General features: G+C 40.3%; 17 protein-coding genes. 10 read left to right on the top strand and 7 right to left on the bottom strand.

Annotation, left to right across the window (positions count from 1 at the left end):
• Positions 1–477 precede the first annotated feature (477 nt).
• Complete coding sequence (locus R2Q16_RS16630; protein ID WP_316738577.1) at positions 478–1296, top strand: glycosyltransferase family 2 protein; 819 nt, start codon at positions 478–480, stop codon at positions 1294–1296.
• Here R2Q16_RS16630 and R2Q16_RS16635 read toward each other — a convergent pair.
• From R2Q16_RS16635 to R2Q16_RS16645, 3 genes are read right to left on the bottom strand one after another with little or no spacing between them, the layout of a single operon-like run.
• Positions 1283–2335, bottom strand: coding sequence for a glycosyltransferase (locus tag R2Q16_RS16635; RefSeq protein WP_316738579.1), 1053 nt, complete (start codon positions 2333–2335; stop codon positions 1283–1285). The two genes, R2Q16_RS16630 and R2Q16_RS16635, sit on opposite strands and share 14 nt — an antisense overlap.
• Positions 2325–2843, bottom strand: coding sequence for a glycosyltransferase (locus R2Q16_RS16640; RefSeq protein WP_316738672.1), 519 nt, complete (start codon positions 2841–2843; stop codon positions 2325–2327). Before R2Q16_RS16640 ends, R2Q16_RS16635 begins: the two co-directional genes overlap by 11 nt.
• Positions 2844–2873: 30 nt before the next feature.
• On the bottom strand, positions 2874–3407 hold the full coding sequence (locus R2Q16_RS16645; protein ID WP_316738582.1) for a glycosyltransferase: 534 nt from the start codon (positions 3405–3407) through the stop codon (positions 2874–2876).
• Between the two features lie 416 nt (positions 3408–3823).
• On the opposite strand from R2Q16_RS16645, the gene R2Q16_RS16650 reads away from it, so the two are divergent.
• The 4 genes from R2Q16_RS16650 to R2Q16_RS16665 all read left to right on the top strand — a co-directional run bounded on the left by R2Q16_RS16650 (position 3824) and on the right by R2Q16_RS16665 (position 7649).
• Positions 3824–5146, top strand: coding sequence for a putative sensor domain DACNV-containing protein (locus tag R2Q16_RS16650; RefSeq protein WP_316738584.1), 1323 nt, complete (start codon positions 3824–3826; stop codon positions 5144–5146).
• Between the two features lie 740 nt (positions 5147–5886).
• The gene (locus R2Q16_RS16655) at positions 5887–6420 is read left to right on the top strand and encodes a hypothetical protein (RefSeq protein WP_316738586.1); all 534 of its coding nucleotides are present in this window, start codon (positions 5887–5889) and stop codon (positions 6418–6420) included.
• A gap of 458 nt (positions 6421–6878) precedes the next feature.
• The gene (locus tag R2Q16_RS16660) at positions 6879–7142 is read left to right on the top strand and encodes a DUF3606 domain-containing protein (RefSeq protein ID WP_316738589.1); all 264 of its coding nucleotides are present in this window, start codon (positions 6879–6881) and stop codon (positions 7140–7142) included.
• A gap of 219 nt (positions 7143–7361) precedes the next feature.
• Positions 7362–7649, top strand: a complete 288-nt coding sequence (locus R2Q16_RS16665; protein WP_316738591.1) for a hypothetical protein — start codon at positions 7362–7364, stop codon at positions 7647–7649.
• A 77-nt stretch (positions 7650–7726) separates the two neighbouring features.
• On the opposite strand, the gene R2Q16_RS16670 is transcribed toward R2Q16_RS16665, so the two are convergent.
• Both R2Q16_RS16670 and R2Q16_RS16675 read right to left on the bottom strand, forming a co-directional pair.
• A complete protein-coding gene (locus R2Q16_RS16670; RefSeq protein WP_316738594.1) occupies positions 7727–8557 on the bottom strand; it encodes a phytoene/squalene synthase family protein in 831 nt (276 codons plus the stop codon).
• A 23-nt stretch (positions 8558–8580) separates the two neighbouring features.
• The gene (locus R2Q16_RS16675; RefSeq protein ID WP_316738597.1) at positions 8581–9174 is read right to left on the bottom strand and encodes a MarR family transcriptional regulator; all 594 of its coding nucleotides are present in this window, start codon (positions 9172–9174) and stop codon (positions 8581–8583) included.
• A gap of 216 nt (positions 9175–9390) precedes the next feature.
• On the opposite strand from R2Q16_RS16675, the gene R2Q16_RS16680 reads away from it, so the two are divergent.
• Both R2Q16_RS16680 and R2Q16_RS16685 read left to right on the top strand, forming a co-directional pair.
• Positions 9391–9702 carry a hypothetical protein gene (locus R2Q16_RS16680; protein ID WP_316738637.1) on the top strand — a complete coding sequence of 104 codons (312 nt, stop codon included), beginning with the start codon at positions 9391–9393 and terminating at the stop codon, positions 9700–9702.
• 455 nt (positions 9703–10157) lie between these two features.
• Positions 10158–10295 (top strand): hypothetical protein, encoded by a 138-nt coding sequence (locus R2Q16_RS16685; protein WP_316738642.1) that lies wholly within the window; start codon positions 10158–10160, stop codon positions 10293–10295.
• Between the two features lie 222 nt (positions 10296–10517).
• Here the strand turns inward: R2Q16_RS16685 and R2Q16_RS16690 are convergent, their stop codons facing one another.
• A complete protein-coding gene (locus R2Q16_RS16690) occupies positions 10518–12329 on the bottom strand; it encodes a S41 family peptidase (protein ID WP_316738647.1) in 1812 nt (603 codons plus the stop codon).
• A 204-nt stretch (positions 12330–12533) separates the two neighbouring features.
• On the opposite strand from R2Q16_RS16690, the gene R2Q16_RS16695 reads away from it, so the two are divergent.
• From R2Q16_RS16695 to R2Q16_RS16705, 3 genes are all read left to right on the top strand, one after another.
• Positions 12534–13577 (top strand): sensor histidine kinase, encoded by a 1044-nt coding sequence (locus R2Q16_RS16695; RefSeq protein WP_316738651.1) that lies wholly within the window; start codon positions 12534–12536, stop codon positions 13575–13577.
• Positions 13570–14289: a LytTR family DNA-binding domain-containing protein gene (locus R2Q16_RS16700; protein WP_316738654.1), complete on the top strand. Its 720-nt coding sequence runs from the start codon at positions 13570–13572 to the stop codon at positions 14287–14289. Before R2Q16_RS16695 ends, R2Q16_RS16700 begins: the two co-directional genes overlap by 8 nt.
• Before the next feature lie 236 nt (positions 14290–14525).
• On the top strand, positions 14526–15071 hold the full coding sequence (locus R2Q16_RS16705) for a hypothetical protein (protein ID WP_316738656.1): 546 nt from the start codon (positions 14526–14528) through the stop codon (positions 15069–15071).
• A 50-nt stretch (positions 15072–15121) separates the two neighbouring features.
• On the opposite strand, the gene R2Q16_RS16710 is transcribed toward R2Q16_RS16705, so the two are convergent.
• Positions 15122–15925: a helix-turn-helix domain-containing protein gene (locus R2Q16_RS16710; protein WP_316738661.1), complete on the bottom strand. Its 804-nt coding sequence runs from the start codon at positions 15923–15925 to the stop codon at positions 15122–15124.
• Positions 15926–15982: the final 57 nt, after the last annotated feature.

Consider the following 15982-nt stretch of genomic DNA (forward strand, 5'->3'; position numbering starts at 1 on the left):
ATAATGTTATGATAAATAAGGTAGCTAGAATAATGCTTAGCGCATTAGCCGGAACAGCTGTAATGACCCTGTCCAGCGCACTAATGTCTTTAAAGGGGCAGGAATTCCGGGAACCTAAACATTTGCGGGGGCTGCTGCGAAAACTTTTGCCTTTCGTGTCAAAATCTACAGGAACTGCCGGCGGATGGCTTGCACACTATTCAATGGGTTGCTTATTTTGCCTACTTTACGTAACCCTCTGGGAAAAATACAAAATTAAACCCTCCATGCTTAACGGAATCATATTGGGTTGTCTGAGCAGCCTCATCGGGATATGCATTTGGAAAGCAACCTTCAGCATACATCCTTTAAGTCCATTAATGAACTACAGGCGGTTTTATCTACAGCGTATACCTGCACACCTCATATTCGCTGTATCTGCGACAATTTCTTATCAAATGCTGAAAAAACATAATAAATCAATTCAAATAGCCAGTCATGAGTAGGATTTCGCTTGTCACGCTGGTGAAAAACAGACAGGTTGCACTGCAAAATATGATTAAGGGAGTCCTTATAGGAAGCTGGATTCCAGACGAGATGGTGATTGTACATATGAGTGAGAAACCTTATTCACTCGAGGATGGCGGTTTGAAAATTCGCCAGGTAGTGCTCGACATTCCCGGATTGCCATTGGCAGCAGCGAGGAATTTTGCTGTTCAAAATGCCAGGTTTGAAAACATTGTATTTCTGGATGCAGATTGTATCCCTGCGAAAGATCTGTTATCAAAATATTCGGAAGCTTTTAGCAGGCAAGCGCTGCTTAGCGGAAGGACGAGGTATCTACCAATAGATGCTATGCAATGCGGAGAAATCTTCGCCCACCTTGAAGATTTATCCCATCCTGACCCCGTTCGCAGCGAAAAGGGCCAATATCCTTACGAACAGTTCTGGTCATTGAATTTCGGATGTTCAAAATCGATATATAAGAAAATAGGAGGCTATGACGAAGGTTTTACTGGTTACGGTGCGGAAGATACCGATTTTGCATTTCTGGCAAGAAAAGCCCAGGTGCCCCTTGTAACCATTGACGCTTTTGCTTTTCACCAATACCATCCGAGCTATGATCCCCCGATTAATCACCTCAAGGATATCGTTTCAAATGCATTGCGATTCAAACAAAAATGGCAGCAGTGGCCGATGTCGGGCTGGCTGGCCAAATTTCAAAGCCTCGGACTAATCAAGTGGACCGCGCATGAAATAGAACTTCTACGTATGCCATCAAGTGAAGAAATTAATCTCGCCCTTAAGACTCAATAAAGAGCTTTTCATAGCAAATTTTCATATACCCGGCCGCATATTCAGCTGCTCTAGGCTCGATAAGTTTGCCCAATTCGGGCCGATGGTATGATGTGCTTATAAAAAGGGCATTCCAGTCAATACGGTATATGTCGGCGGGATTGACTAAGCATGCAAATCCGAGCTTTTCCAGCAATGATGCTTTTTGCTGCTGTTCAAAAAAGGGGCGCGTTTCAGGAATTAAAATCATGCGTTTATTCAACGCAGCCATTTCCATTACCGAATTATGCCCGGCATTGCTTATCACCATGCTGCATTTTCTCAAGCCCGCTCTGGGGTCAGGTAAAGCCCCATAGAACCTCAAATTTGATGCTGGCAGAGAATTAAGGTTCATCTTTCCGAAAACTTCAAAATTCCATGAAGGACATTGTTCGGCTATATGATTTAAAAACGATAAATCAATACTTGTCCCACCGGAACCGATTAAAACGCCTACCTTTCTATCCCAAAACTCACTTTCATCTTCTTCAGGATGAAACCTGCAAAGCCCACCTGTAAAAAAAGTTTTCTCGCTCAGCCACTGTTCTTCGCTCGCTTGAAGTAATGGGGAATAGGGAGCAATCAATCCATACGCATTATGAAAGGCTAAATGATGAGCCAGGTCATCGCGCTGACCATGCTGGCGCATCACCAGATAGGGCACGCCACAAAGTCTGGCCACCATTGACACCTCAGCCGAGACATCAACGATGAACAGCATCGGAAAGCTGCGAACAAAAAAATCACTGATCATAGCCACTCTTTTTCGTTGTCCGCAAATGTTCAACGGGGCATAGTGCAGCCCGGCCAGCGAAGTGTCCAAAGCTTTGTCTGCGCTTCCGGCAACGTCAGGTGGCAAATCAATAACCGACACCCAGTCTGGAATCATATGCCGCCTTTCTCTTGGGAAAGTACCAATGAACGTGACTGAACAGTCTCTAAGCTCCCGGGCGATGGCAATCGCCCTCATCAGGTGTCCGGCACCATGATGGTGGATGTAAAAACCAAAATTATACAGCACGAGGGACCGTCTTTGAAATCATATCTATAAACAGTGTTTCATATGCATCAATCATACTTTCTATGCCCATACGGCGCTCAGCAAGCTTCCTGCAATTCTCGCGGTTCAAACGAATTGCTTTCCTGATGCAGCTGGCAAGTTCGTCGGGTTCACAGCTTTGTGTCAGCACGCCTGTTTTGTCATCTACCAGGTAGGGCAGTGAGCCTTTAGAAATACCCGCTACTGGTGTACCACATGCAAGACTCTCAGCCACCACTAAACCAAAAGGTTCCTCCCAGCAGGGGGTGATGATGGAGCAGCACGCATTGCCGATCAATTCATTGAGTTCTTCATGGGAGCAGTTGCCCAAAAGATCTATATCCTCATCCAATAAGGGTTCCACATAGGTTTGATAATAATGGGAATCAGCAATACTACCTGCAACTTTAAGCTTCATTCCGGCTAACTTTGCCGCCTGAATGGCAATATGGGTTCCTTTATCGGGATGTATCCTTCCGAACCAGACCAGGTAATCACCATCCGCCTGGGGATGATACTGTCAGTTCGTTAAATCTATGCCGTTACCTATGACCTCGCAAGCATTAAGATAAGGTTTCCAAGCCCTTGCGTTGGGTTCAGATACACTTACGTAATGCATTTTACCGAGCTTACGCTCATATGCCATCGCTCTTTTCATCTCGAAAATAGGAGGGGTATGCAATACAGTAACCATAGGTGTTTCCAGGATACTTGACATGGTTACCGGGACATAATTTAAGCTGTTATTAAAGATAATATCATGGCCCTGACCGTCAATATCCTGCATGAGTTCCAGATAAGCATGATGGGTAGATATGAAGTCCTCACTAAGTTCATGGCTCCGGAATCTCGAAAAGGTTTCCCTGTCATAATCCAGGTCGCTGAGAATCACTTTTACATTTAGTGCCGGGTCAGATAGTTCGCTGGCATACAGCGTGACATCATGACCGCGGGCAATGAGTCTTCGCGTGATTTCAAAAGTGAAGGCCTCCAGTCCGCCCATATAAGGTTTGCGGATTGGGTGTTTTAAATGTGCTATTATTCCGATATTCATAATTTTACTTGCGCTTATACAACCAAGCTTCAGGGCGTTAAGTTTGAAACGGACCACATCAATCTGTTATATGGGCTAGATCCCGTAGTTAATAGCTACTTATTAAGTATTTCTACGGTGCACCCGGACGTTTCGACCGCCATCCGCAGATAAAGTGGAATGACTAAAAAACATGGACCTTCTTTTTTGTAATATTTCTGCATAGAATTAGTATAGACAAAAAAAAACTTATTACGTGCAGACTATCCACAGCTTGATGAGAGAAGTGAATAGATTATTTACAATTAAATAAAAGCATCAGACTTCGAAATGAATTCCACTTTTGGGGATGAATAACATTGATTAAATAATGCAAATTCTGAAACCAAATCCTGCTGAAGATCGTTAGTATTCTTCATAATCTGTCAAATATCTTTATGTTCCAATACTCCAAGCCTCAGGACCTAGCCAATTTAGTATTCAACAAACTGAAATTTAATAAAAGCGGATTACCCACCCCTGAGCTTTACATCTTGGAGAAGCTCTTTGAATGCCTGTTTTTTTCCAGTATGTGCAAAGAGGAAAGTGAATTGGTTCGTGTGACGATTACGTTTATTGACCCATCCAATCCTGACCCTTCTCCACCCAAACATTTAGTACCTGAACGTTGGAGTTGGATACCTTTTGAAACCAGTATCCCATTATCCACCAAATCGCTTGCGAAACTATCGAAGGCTGCGGATCCTCAGAGTTCTTCGCTGGCAATCTATTTCGATGAGCGTGGAGATTTATTTATCTGGGGTATGATTGATCAGGCAATGCATTATCAAAATTTCCTCAACTATGAATCTGATAACCATTCCGAACAACCCGGACGCTTTCAGGTTTCAATCAATGATATCGGAACCCTGAACGTGCTGTTTGATTATGAACTTTTGGCAACACTAAAGCAAAATGTTTTGGTCAAGAGGTATTTGGATGTATTAACAATTGGGCCTATTTCGAAAATACTTCGTAAAAATGCGGAGTTTTTGAAAACGACAGTACAGGATTATTTAAAGAATGTTTACCCTCAAGAGGATTTTAGTGAATGGGAGGATTTTTTAGATGGGCTTTGGATTCAAACTTTTTCACGGCTGCTGCTCAAGATACAAAATTACCAACATGGTGGCGCACTTTTGTTGTCGGAAGTTAGCGGAGATCTGGACATTAAATACCGCATACATTATGAAAGGCTTACACTTGCAATGGTTTCTTATGCAAAAGCAGTTATTGATAATTCAGTGGGTGCAAGCGCTATTAAGAACAATTTTGTACTGGGAAAGAAGACGCTTGGAAAAAACACATACCTTCGGGAGGTTGCCTCAACGCATCTGAAAGAAGGAACCGCAGACGAAATCAGCGGGGCTATTAGTTTCATCGCCTCTCAAAGTTGTGTGGATGGCGTGGTGCTGTTCAACAAAAGTATGGTGGCAAACGGTTTTGGTGCCGTACTGAAGTCAAAAAAAATGCCTTCTAAAATTTATGTTTCATCAACTGCCACAGCGACACCAAAATCACTCAGTATGCATGATCCAGGACACTACGGTACACGTCACCGTTCGATGATAGCCTATTGTTGGAAACATCCCGAATCCTTAGGATTCGTAATTTCTCAGGATGGTGAGATTCGGGCATTCTGTAAAATTGATGATAAGCTTATCATGTGGGAGAACATCAAAACCCAGCATTATATTAACAATAAAAGACGTAATATTTGAGATGTTGTTCCAGATAGAATCCTTAAAAACAATTGTCGAAGAAATCCCGGGCTGTGCATGTGAATTGAAAAAGCGGTTATTTATCAGACTATTCTATATCCCGAACAGCAGAGTACGCCGTACCCAGTAGTAGCGCCTAATTATTATGAAAGCAAAGTCTAGTCTTTGGCGGTTTCAATCGCATTCAATAACTTCAGATTCTTAGCGATAACACACTTGTTCAGCAGTTCTGTATCAAAACTCACACGGTCACCGCGTTGAAATGTATTCCTTTTCTGTTCACTATAAAACTTTAAAGTCTGATTATGACTATCCTGTAGAATGCCCATACCTGCTAGTTTATTGAAAGATAATACAATTCCGGTGTTAGAAAAAAAATTATTCAAAATGTGTATGATTAGTTTTGCTTAATGGACAACTATTGTGAGCTAAAACGATTTATGTAATTTATTGTTGCCCATATTCCCAATTCTTGTACTTCAAATAAAGCTAAACTAATAGGGCAGCAGTCAGACGGCCCTTACATCAAGCCAACGATTCATGAGATTACCAATTCCGATTCCTTCAGTGCTGTCTAACATTACTTCATATAGAAGAGAACGTGCGGATATTTAAAATTCTAGTAGTACCCTTATAATGGGATTTCGCAATCTTAAAGTGATGTTTGCGAAACAGGTTAAAACATAATATAGATGCCGGTTGTTGAAAATGCATATAAGATTGTGAAAATCCAGAAGTTTATGGGGATCTTCGTTAATAGCAGAAACTATACACCAGAAATGGTCTGCGAAATTATGCGGTTAAGTATTTCCGGTTTGAACTATACCCTCCGCAAACAAACACTTAAAATTCAGGATGAGTTGGGGAAGGAAGTGATGTCAATGAAATTTTACGGAAGTTACCTCAAAATCACCTCGCATAGGGATATAGAAAGAAGAGAGTCATACGATTTGGCTATAAAAAATCTGGAGTTGGAAATTGCCCCGCATGAAATCGAAATTATAATGGAACTGGCCGACCCCTTTAGTGCTGCGAAGGGAATTGATCTCGAGATTGTCAATAAGTTCAATGCTGTACTGACCAATGAGGGGCAGACAATTCTGAGGCTGAGATTATGGAAGTCTTCAGAGGGCAATGCGTTGGAAATTCAACCATTTGAGCATGGTATCAGCTCACAGATAAATGATATGATTCATCAATATTTGGGTAGTTACAATGAGGTAAAGGTATTTACTAGTGGTAGCCTGATAAAATATATTGTCGATATCTTGTAGCACCCGGGTCGAATTATATTCAACGCTAGCGCATTCCGTATTCTCTTTCGAAATTTCTACCTCCTCCTATTCACGAACAAATACAACTATGGGACTATATTAAAAGCTTAGCAGTCCAAATCTCAATTTTTTATCAAAACTAATGGTGAACTTTTTAGCTAAACCTGTTGTTATATTTTAGTGCAGCACTTAACGATGAAAATGATATGGTAAGAAATCCGTCCACTCTTATGGGCGCCACAGATGAATTCGGGCTACACAATGGAAATCCAGAAAGCCTTTGAATTAATGATGAACGCTAACTGGTCCCTGAAAGTTTGTTTCGTCCCTAAGAGATAAGGTGTTGAACCTGGAAGGATCCAAAGCACATCTTGAACTTATCTTTCGAAAAGAAAATGACGGCGATTTTGTGCGCATTGGAATATAGTAATTATAAATCTAAAAAGAAGTAGCTTAAAATGACAAACCGTAACCCCAATCCCGATAACGAAGCATTTAGTCCGGACCCTGAGGAAATCAGGCACTGCTACCCTATAGAAAATGATGCCGATACCCTCGAACCCTTTGATGATAAGCAGGAATCTAGGGAAATCAATCCGGAAGACCCGGCTGAAATGGCCTACTGGACCCAGCAGTTCCAGATAAGTGAAAGTCAGCTGCATGATGCAGTCGCCCTCAAAGGTACCTCGGTCCGTGCAATTAAAAAATACCTGAGCATTTAGTTGTTACAGAGTAACAGACTTGAGCGCTTTGCCGCTATGCTGACCAGGAAATTTAAATGCATACGGGTCCAGGAACTGGAAATTAAACATTACCTAGCTAGACGTAGGTAGGTCACACTTGAGGACCGCGCTCGCAAATATAAACTGTCAGCGGTCAGTTTATCAGTCAAAATCCTTCAGTTTTATTTCGCAGGTGGGCAAATCCTGAGACTGCACCTAATGCTAAGCGGGGCGCTGCAAGCTATAGATGGTCAAAATACCGTTCCCAAACATATCATCCGCGCCTTTCATTTTTCAGGCGGAAAGGGCTTTGCGCTGTCCTATAACTTAAAACAGGCAACCCTAACGCTTAACCCGCCGGAGAACCTGGTGCGCGATGCGCTGGAAATGAGCCAGGATGAACTGTATAATTTGTTTCAAAGAAGGACAAAAAGTATAATGCAATTGCTCATGGACCAGATAGCCTTTTGCAGGAAAGGAAATTCCTATCGGTATGAGATTCTATAGGACGCTAATATTTCCCCACTTTTTATGGCCGGTAAAATCCCCGAGAAAGTATCAAGGTTAAGAAAGACCACGCCTGGTTAACCGATGCGCCTGGTGGTGATGGATTGCAGCATTAAGTAGATTTTGCGGCCATTTGAAATTCTGATTCTTTTACTCATCAGGTCCGAAGAGCTTGCGTTTTTGATTTTCCGGAACAGATCCAGGTAATAATAATAAGCCAGGTATACCCCTTTTCTTACCGATGCAGGTAATGCTTTTATCCCTGAGAGCGCTGCATTGAAGTCGGATTCAATTTCAAGTTCTATCCTCTTTTTATCCACGTCCAGAAAATTTTCGGGATTGAGCCCTGGAAAATAGCTTCTCTGAAGGCTGTAATAGTCTGCACGGATATCCCTTAAAAAATTAACCTTCTGAAAAGCTGCACCCAGTTTCATCGCTGGTCCCTTGAGCTGCTCATAAGCGCCGGGATTGCCATCGACAAAAACCTGCAGGCACATCAAACCCACAGATTCTGCTGAGCCCAGGATGTACTGCTCATATCTAGAACGGTTATATTGCTCGTCCGCTAAGTCCATTTCCATGCTCTGCAGGAAACTTTCCAATAAATCCAGCGGGATCTTGTACGCGTTAACAACCTCTTGGAAGGCATTCAATACTGGATTGAGACTGATTTTTTCCCTGATTGCCAAATAGGTATCCCTTTTAAACCTGTCCAGCAGCACCTCTTTATTATAATCATGGAAGCTATCAACAATCTCATCCGCGAGACGCACAAAACCATAAATCGCGTAAACGGGTTTGTGATGCTGTTTATCCAGAAACTTGATGCCCAGGGAAAAACTGGTACTGTACCGCCTGGTGATCATTTCACTGCATCGAATGGAAACTTCGTCGAAAATAGATTTCATAGTGTCAATGGAGGGGAAAGTGCTTATATATTTTGTTTTTGGTGGAAGTTTTCGAGTTTAATTAAAAGCGCTGCAAGGGTGCTTTTTTCACTTTCGGAAAGGGGGGCTGTTACACGCGCTGATACTTCCCGGATGCGTTGCATATGATGAGACAAGGTTTCACGGCCGTAATCCGAGAGCTCGACAAGCATAATCCGTTTATCTGAAAGTGCCGGCAGCTGCGAAACCCAGTTTTTTGCAATCAACCTGTTGATGATTAGTGTTCCGGAAGGCTTATCATGGATATTGCTTTTAATCAATGCCGTTTTGCTCATCTGTCCATGAACCATAAGCACAATCAGGTAAATGAATTCATCTATGGTCGAAAAAGGTGTGTCGGCAATGGCTTGTTTCGCCTCATTTTTTGCATAACGATATAAGTGCACAATCGCGGTGTTAATTATACTATCCATTGAACGCCCTTCTGCCTGTTCGGCGCCACGACCTGGATTGGGTGGCAGTGGATAACGACTGCGCTGCCATTCCAAAAATGCCAAGAGATCATCAGCCGGCTTTGCGGCAGTTTCCTCATAATCCCTTACCTGCATTAGCAAATCCTGAACCAAATTGTACAACATAAGATTGAATTTATATATAAATATACAATTAAGCATTATTTTAGTTTATAAATATATTAATTTTTCCTTCAGCAATTTAGGATGCGCATAGCAAATTCCGTAAACATTAATTAAGCAGAATGCATTGAAATAACTCGATGTACCACTAAAAGGAGTTTAATTTTAAGAACTTATTTTTTCGGCGAGGGTTCATATATATGGTAATGGCTTTCAAGAATGATGAAAACGAATCTGAACAAAATTGCATTAATAGGTAGGGAAAATCAGGCTGACTTGGGCTATGCTTTACAGCGAACTTTAACTGAGGAAATGGTTACTTACCGGCATGGCCGGATTACGATACGCAAAATCGGGCCTGCGCTACCGAGCGTAGATTTGTGGCTGCAACTCATTCTGAGGGATTTGCCTGGTGCGGTAAGCCCGGCACTCATCTTTGTCGTTAAAGAAAACAAGTATACTCACCGTCCTATTGCATTCAATAATAGCCTGAGACAAACCTTACTTGGCCATCGCATTCCTAATTGCTAATGACAGCGGTAATGTAAATCAAAGAATAGGATAAATGAAATTGAATTCATAAAACTTTTCATGCGATCCGCTGACTGAAAATAGTTGAATTACCTATTATTGGCAAAATTGGAATCCGGGAGAAAGTGATATTCGCTCCGGAGTTGCTTTCGATAAGTTGGCTGAGGCAAGCTTGTGTTTAGCTATTCTATATTACAACTATAATACATTTGCATACAAATGTATATCTGTTAATTAGCTCATTCCCTTTTACTCTCAACAGTGTAGATGAAACTATCAGCTTTATAATAGCCTAAATTGTATTCAATGGGCCGCTCAGTATTGTTATAAACAAACCGCTTCCCGATTAGTCTTGGTGAAGCAAGTTCAATTGTATTCAAAATTTAGCGTGTAAAAATTTTAAATTCTTCAACTACTTAAACATTTTTCGGCATTGTAATGGATAATTTCGCTTTATGAAAAATACAACGAATGAGATTCAATTTCCTGAAGTGGAAAGTCATGGGCCGGTTGTGATGGTGAACCTTATCAAGTTCAAGGACAAGAGGCTTTATTTTGAAGAGTATTTGCCGGCATTACAGGAGAAGTTTTAGCAAATATTGTTGCCATACGTAGCCTACCCGCCTTGTCATAGATATTTGGCTAAGGGTGACCAATTTATATCAAAATTTTGAGTAAGTGTATCGGGTTACATTGACCACCCCACTTACTCAAATAATGTATTATAGATAAATTGGGTTTTATCTCAAAGTTCTCAATTTGACGCGAAATCGCTTCGTGAATGAAGCCGAAATCTCAGCTTCAATCAAAGAAACTCATTTTCCTTCTCTGATGTATTTGACTGCTCGTTGCAGATGTGCATCTTCCAATCCGCTCAAATCTTGCGCAGATGGTTTAAAATAAATGTCTGGTTTAATGCCAATGCGCTGTGTTTCTCTTCCATCCGGATAAAAAATACCATTGCCCGTAAAACTAAAGCGATAAGACCCTGGCAGTATTATTCTCTTTACGTCACCATCAGCACCCGCAGTCTGACTGCCTATAATTGTTGTATTGCCATTTAATTGTCGCAACAGCATAGCAAACCACTCGCCCATACTTTGGGTATTTTCATCAGTCAAAATTACAATTTTGCCTTTGTGTAATTCTCTTATAGGTTGTGAACCATCCTTAGCAACATACATATAATTTTCGATTCCTTCCCTAAGTATAAATGCTCCCGGGTCTTTAAGATCTACTGCATAATAACGTGCAAAAGCAAATGGAGCCTTACCTAATAGCAGTGGTAAATAGTAACCAAACAACCCTGGGGACTGTGGGTATTTTCTCATATCAAAAATGATAGCTTTTTTACTTTTCAATTCTATTGATAGCCCAGCAAGGTCTTTTTCTTTAGGCAAATCCTTATCAAAAAAATTGCCTGCTCTGAATAACACAATATCTTCAGCGATATTTTCCTGACCTTTAATCTTTTTTTCATCAATCCTTTTCTTTACGATATCATGCTCGATTAATTTCACACTCTGTTTCTCATAACGGTCCAACATCAGGAGCTTTAAATTATGGTAAGCTCCATTTCTTTTGACTTTTACGTTTAACGTTCCACTTTCCAAATTACTGAAGGCAAAGGTGTCCCCCCTGTCATTATCAGAAGTACTCAATTCTCTATATTTAACTGCATCGTTAGATGCAGGAATTAACGCAGCCCTTTCTTTTAGCCAGCGCGCTACCTTAATTCCGTTTATGGCTATCAGCTCATCGCCAGCTTTTAATGGACTAATTTTGGCTAGAGAATCCGTTAAGAATTTTTTAATGATTATACTTTTCGGCTCTGCCTTATAATCAAAGGGTGGATAATACCGCACATTGAAGAGAGCACTGATCATTTTCAAATTTCCACTCTCCAACAATTCTAAACTATGGGTATCATTGATAGAAACAGCCAACATCAAAATGCTTTTCTCATAGCTGGTCTTATCGTTGACCGCTCTAAAAACAGGGATCATTTCTACTAAAACCTTCCTCCAATCTTTATCCATCACGTATTTATAGGGAGAAAGATATTCCACAGCATTCCAGGCCTTGGCCAAGGCTAGCAAATTCATATCTTCTTCACTAAAAATATAATTGGCATATGCATCTTCGTTTGGCAAATCACCTTCATACCAAACCGATGGAATATATTGATGCCTGTTGCTTAGATTAACCTGATTAGATAAATCTGTTAGTTGCTGTCTCAATTCTACCGTAAAACTTTTACTTTTCATCCAGCTGTAATCAATATTTTTTAGCAAATGCTGATGGCTATTCAATGTAGCTCGTTTATAGCCATGAGCTGTTGCGGTAAACGAAGGGTCAACCGATCCGATCAGTGTTGACATCAGTTGGTTGAATTGTTTTTGATCTGCATTTTTAACCGAATCGATTAGTCCTAAAAAAGATTTATCTGCATCGAATTTACCAGTTATGCTTTTTTGGGATTTATATTTAACCAGACCCCATATTTGTATAAACTGCTTAATCCGCTCATTTTCAGGTTTATGATTAGACTGCTGAGCTTTTACCTTCGGCATGGCAAGTATTAGGAATGCCAAAAGTGCCATCAAGTTATATTTAATTGTTTTCATGTGATATTAATTTTGTTTGCTGCTCAAATGTCTATCTCAAAAAGTTTTTTAAAAAAAGCGATTGACCAACGCCACACTTTCGTTGACAAGATCAAAACAAGGCATAAATCAATATCGTGTAGTCATTTAGCCATCCTGTCAATAAAATTTGCCGTTTCGTGTATTCTTTTTCCCGGCATTCCCAATTTAACATACCTTTAAATCATGAAGAAACGACTATTTGTATACCTGCATATTGGCTATTGGTTATTGGTGCTGATGCAAGTTTTATTGGTATCTATAGGTACCGGGGTTTTGGGCACACAATTCGATTGGCGGTTGTTCCTTTCTATTGTACTGCCAGTTAAAGTTCTACAAATTGCCTGTTCTGTTTTATTTTTTTATGCGAACTACCTTTTGTTAGTTCCATATGTGCTCAAAAAGAGAAACATTATTAACTATATTTTTTCACTGCTGGGCTGTATTCTTTTATTTAGTCCACTTTATTACCTGATGGAGCAAATTGTCTATCCAAGGATTGGCTGGAAAAGCTATAGTTTAGACCTAGACTTCCTTTTTGCTTTCTTTGTCACCTTGAGTGCTAATTTTCTGAATATATTTTTGGGTTTATTGCTGAGTTATCTGATGGATTGGCGCAGAGTCCGTGCCGAGAAAGAAGTGATAGAAAAAGAGCAGCTTAAAACAGAACTGGCCTTTTTAAAATCACAAGTAAACCCACACTACCTGTTCAACACCATCAACGATATTTATGCGCTGACCCAACAGCAATCTGAAGAGGCACCGGATGCACTATTGAAGCTCTCTGAACTGTTACGATACATGTTGAGGGAAAGCGATGACGCTTACGTGCCATTGACTAACGAAATAGACTATCTAAAAAATGTAATCGACCTTCAAAAAATTGGGCAAAAAGGAAATTCGCATATTAATTTTAAATTAATCGGCAGAATAGAACAACAAAAGATCGCCCCATTGATCCTGATCAATTTCATAGAAAATGCCTTTAAACATGGGGTTTTTAAAAATCATGAACACCCCATCGAGATTTTAATTACGATTGAACAACAGGCCTTTCATCTGCATCTTCGCAACCGAATCAACATTGCCAAAAAAGACAGAACCGGAGGAATTGGCCTGGTGAATGTGCAGAGACGTTTGGAATTGATCTATCCAAATCGATATGAGCTTTTGATTGACCAACAAACCGATACCTTTATTGTTGATTTAAAAATTGACCTTTATGATTAGATGCATCATTGTAGACGATAAGCCCTTAGCCATTGACATTTTAAAACACTACATTTCCAAAGTTCCGGCACTCACTTTAAGTTTTAGTACGGTTAATCCTTTAGAAGCCATAAATAAGGTTATTGAAGGTGAGGCAGACCTGGTTTTCCTCGACATACAGATGCCTGAGCTCAGCGGCCTGCAATTTATGAAAATTGTAAAAGGAAAATGCCTCGTGGTTTTAACAACGGCCTATGCGGAGTACGCCCTTGAAGGTTTCGAGCATGATGCGGTTGATTATCTGTTAAAGCCTGTATCTTTCGAACGCTTTTATAAAGCAGTTGAAAAAGCACAATTGATTTTAAATGGCTTGTCAGAAACGACTAAATTGAATAGGAAACTTCAAGCAAAGGAGAAAGTGGTTAGCCATATTTTCGTGAAAACCGAATACAAATTGATTAGGGTTGATGTAGCAGATATTCTATATATAGAAGGTTTACAAAACTATGTGACGATTTGCACGGCTACAGAAAAGATTATCAGCTTACAAACCATGAAAAAAACCGAAGAGCAGTTACCCGCTGATCAGTTTATACGCATCCACAAATCCTTTATTGTGGCTATCGATAAGATTGACAGTGTGGAACGAAACCGAATAAGTATTGGAGAAAAAACAATTGCACTAGGCGAGGTGTACCGCGAAGCATTTTATGATGCAATATCGGATAAATAATATGTTTTTGTTTTTCGTAATTAAATGGCATTCATTGTAAAAGACTTGATAATGCAGCGGATATTGCCCCGTCTAACCAGAAATTAATTTTAGATAAACTGCTATTAGTCAATTATCAGCAATTTGGCGGTAAGGGGTTAATCAGATTGGCCTTTTCAATCATACTATTATTTCATCCCCATGTAGCGTTTGCAGCAACCTTCCCGTTTTCTGAATAAACCTTAAAAACCAGACCCATGAAAAACCTGAAGCTCAAAACCAGTATCCTGCTATTAAGCCTCGCCATCCTCAGTAGCTGCAAAAAACCATTAGCAACCCCTCAACCTAAAATTTCTGACGCTTATTTGCCAATGCAGGTTGGAAACCTCTGGTACATGAATGATCAGAATTACACGGAAATCAAAGACAGCGTGCTCATCAGCGGAAAGCGCTATTATAAATTTGTCTCACTTATCGGAGGCGATGCTTATGCGGTCAGCTACCTGCGCATCGATGAAAACGGTAAACTTATTTCCAGCGATCCGAACCATCCAGACACCAGAGTTATAAGAGGAGATTTCAGTGCAAAGCTCGGTGATCAGTTTTTCACCAACGGAACGGGCAACGATACTGACCAGCAGGTAACCGTCACGGAAAAGACTGATAACAAAATGAGCTTTTCTTTTGACTACATCTACCACATCAATCTAAAAGGGCATCCTTACATCAACACCTACATCAAAGGACAGGGGTATCCAGGCAACTGGACCAGGTTGAAAATTAACGGTGTGCTATTGAAATAGATTGTGATCAGGAGTAAAAAAAACTATTTAAGCTGATCATACTGCAAATATTACCTCTTCAGAGAAAGAAAATAATCCAGTACTTTAAAATTTTTTGGCGATGTTTTTACTATGGATTTAAATGCATTGTTAAAATGAGCCTGATCGTAAAAATGATTATCCACAGCAAGATTAACAAATGAGGATTGATCTTGCTGTGGATACGCAATCTCGTCTACCGTAGAACGTAATTTCAATATCAACGCAAACTGTTTTGGTGTTAAACCGACATGTTTCTTAAACATCTTTTGAAGGTATCTCGAAGAGCATTTTAAATCTTGCGCCAATTTCTCTATAGCGTAATAACCCTTATTGTTTAATAAGATCGTGGTGGCCAGGTATATTAGTCTGGCGCTAACATTCGTAACCAGATGTGGTTTAAATATTAAGAAGATATTTTGACAGATTTTTTGATTGCTTTGTCCTTGCAGTTTACCCATTACGTCTAAGTCTATTCCAGTTGATTCAAAAGGCAATATCTGGTCATGAAATTGGTACATATCAACTGAACTGAAGTGTACTGGTGTCCATGCATGGAGTTGGATCATCGTAGCTTTTGCCCCACTTCTGACGGTCACGCTGATGGCTTCGGTCATCTGCCCGCAGAAATAAGTCCCTTGTGTTAGATGTTGTTCCCGGCCCTGATGCTCAACCGTCAATCCGTTTCCCTGTATCACAGCAATATTGAAACATCCGTTTGGCAAAACTGATTTCCCCGATACATCACTAGCACTAGCCGAATTATCGAGTATCCAGAGTTTTTTAATAAAACAGGATAGTTTTTTTTCGACATCATACTCTTCGTATTTAAACATACAGTTGCCTTAAATTTGCAATGAATTAATTGATTTCAGCCTGCAGATTCCTGATAA

The sequence above is a fragment of the Pedobacter aquatilis genome (assembly GCF_032678425.1).
Lineage (GTDB): Bacteria > Bacteroidota > Bacteroidia > Sphingobacteriales > Sphingobacteriaceae > Pedobacter > Pedobacter aquatilis_B.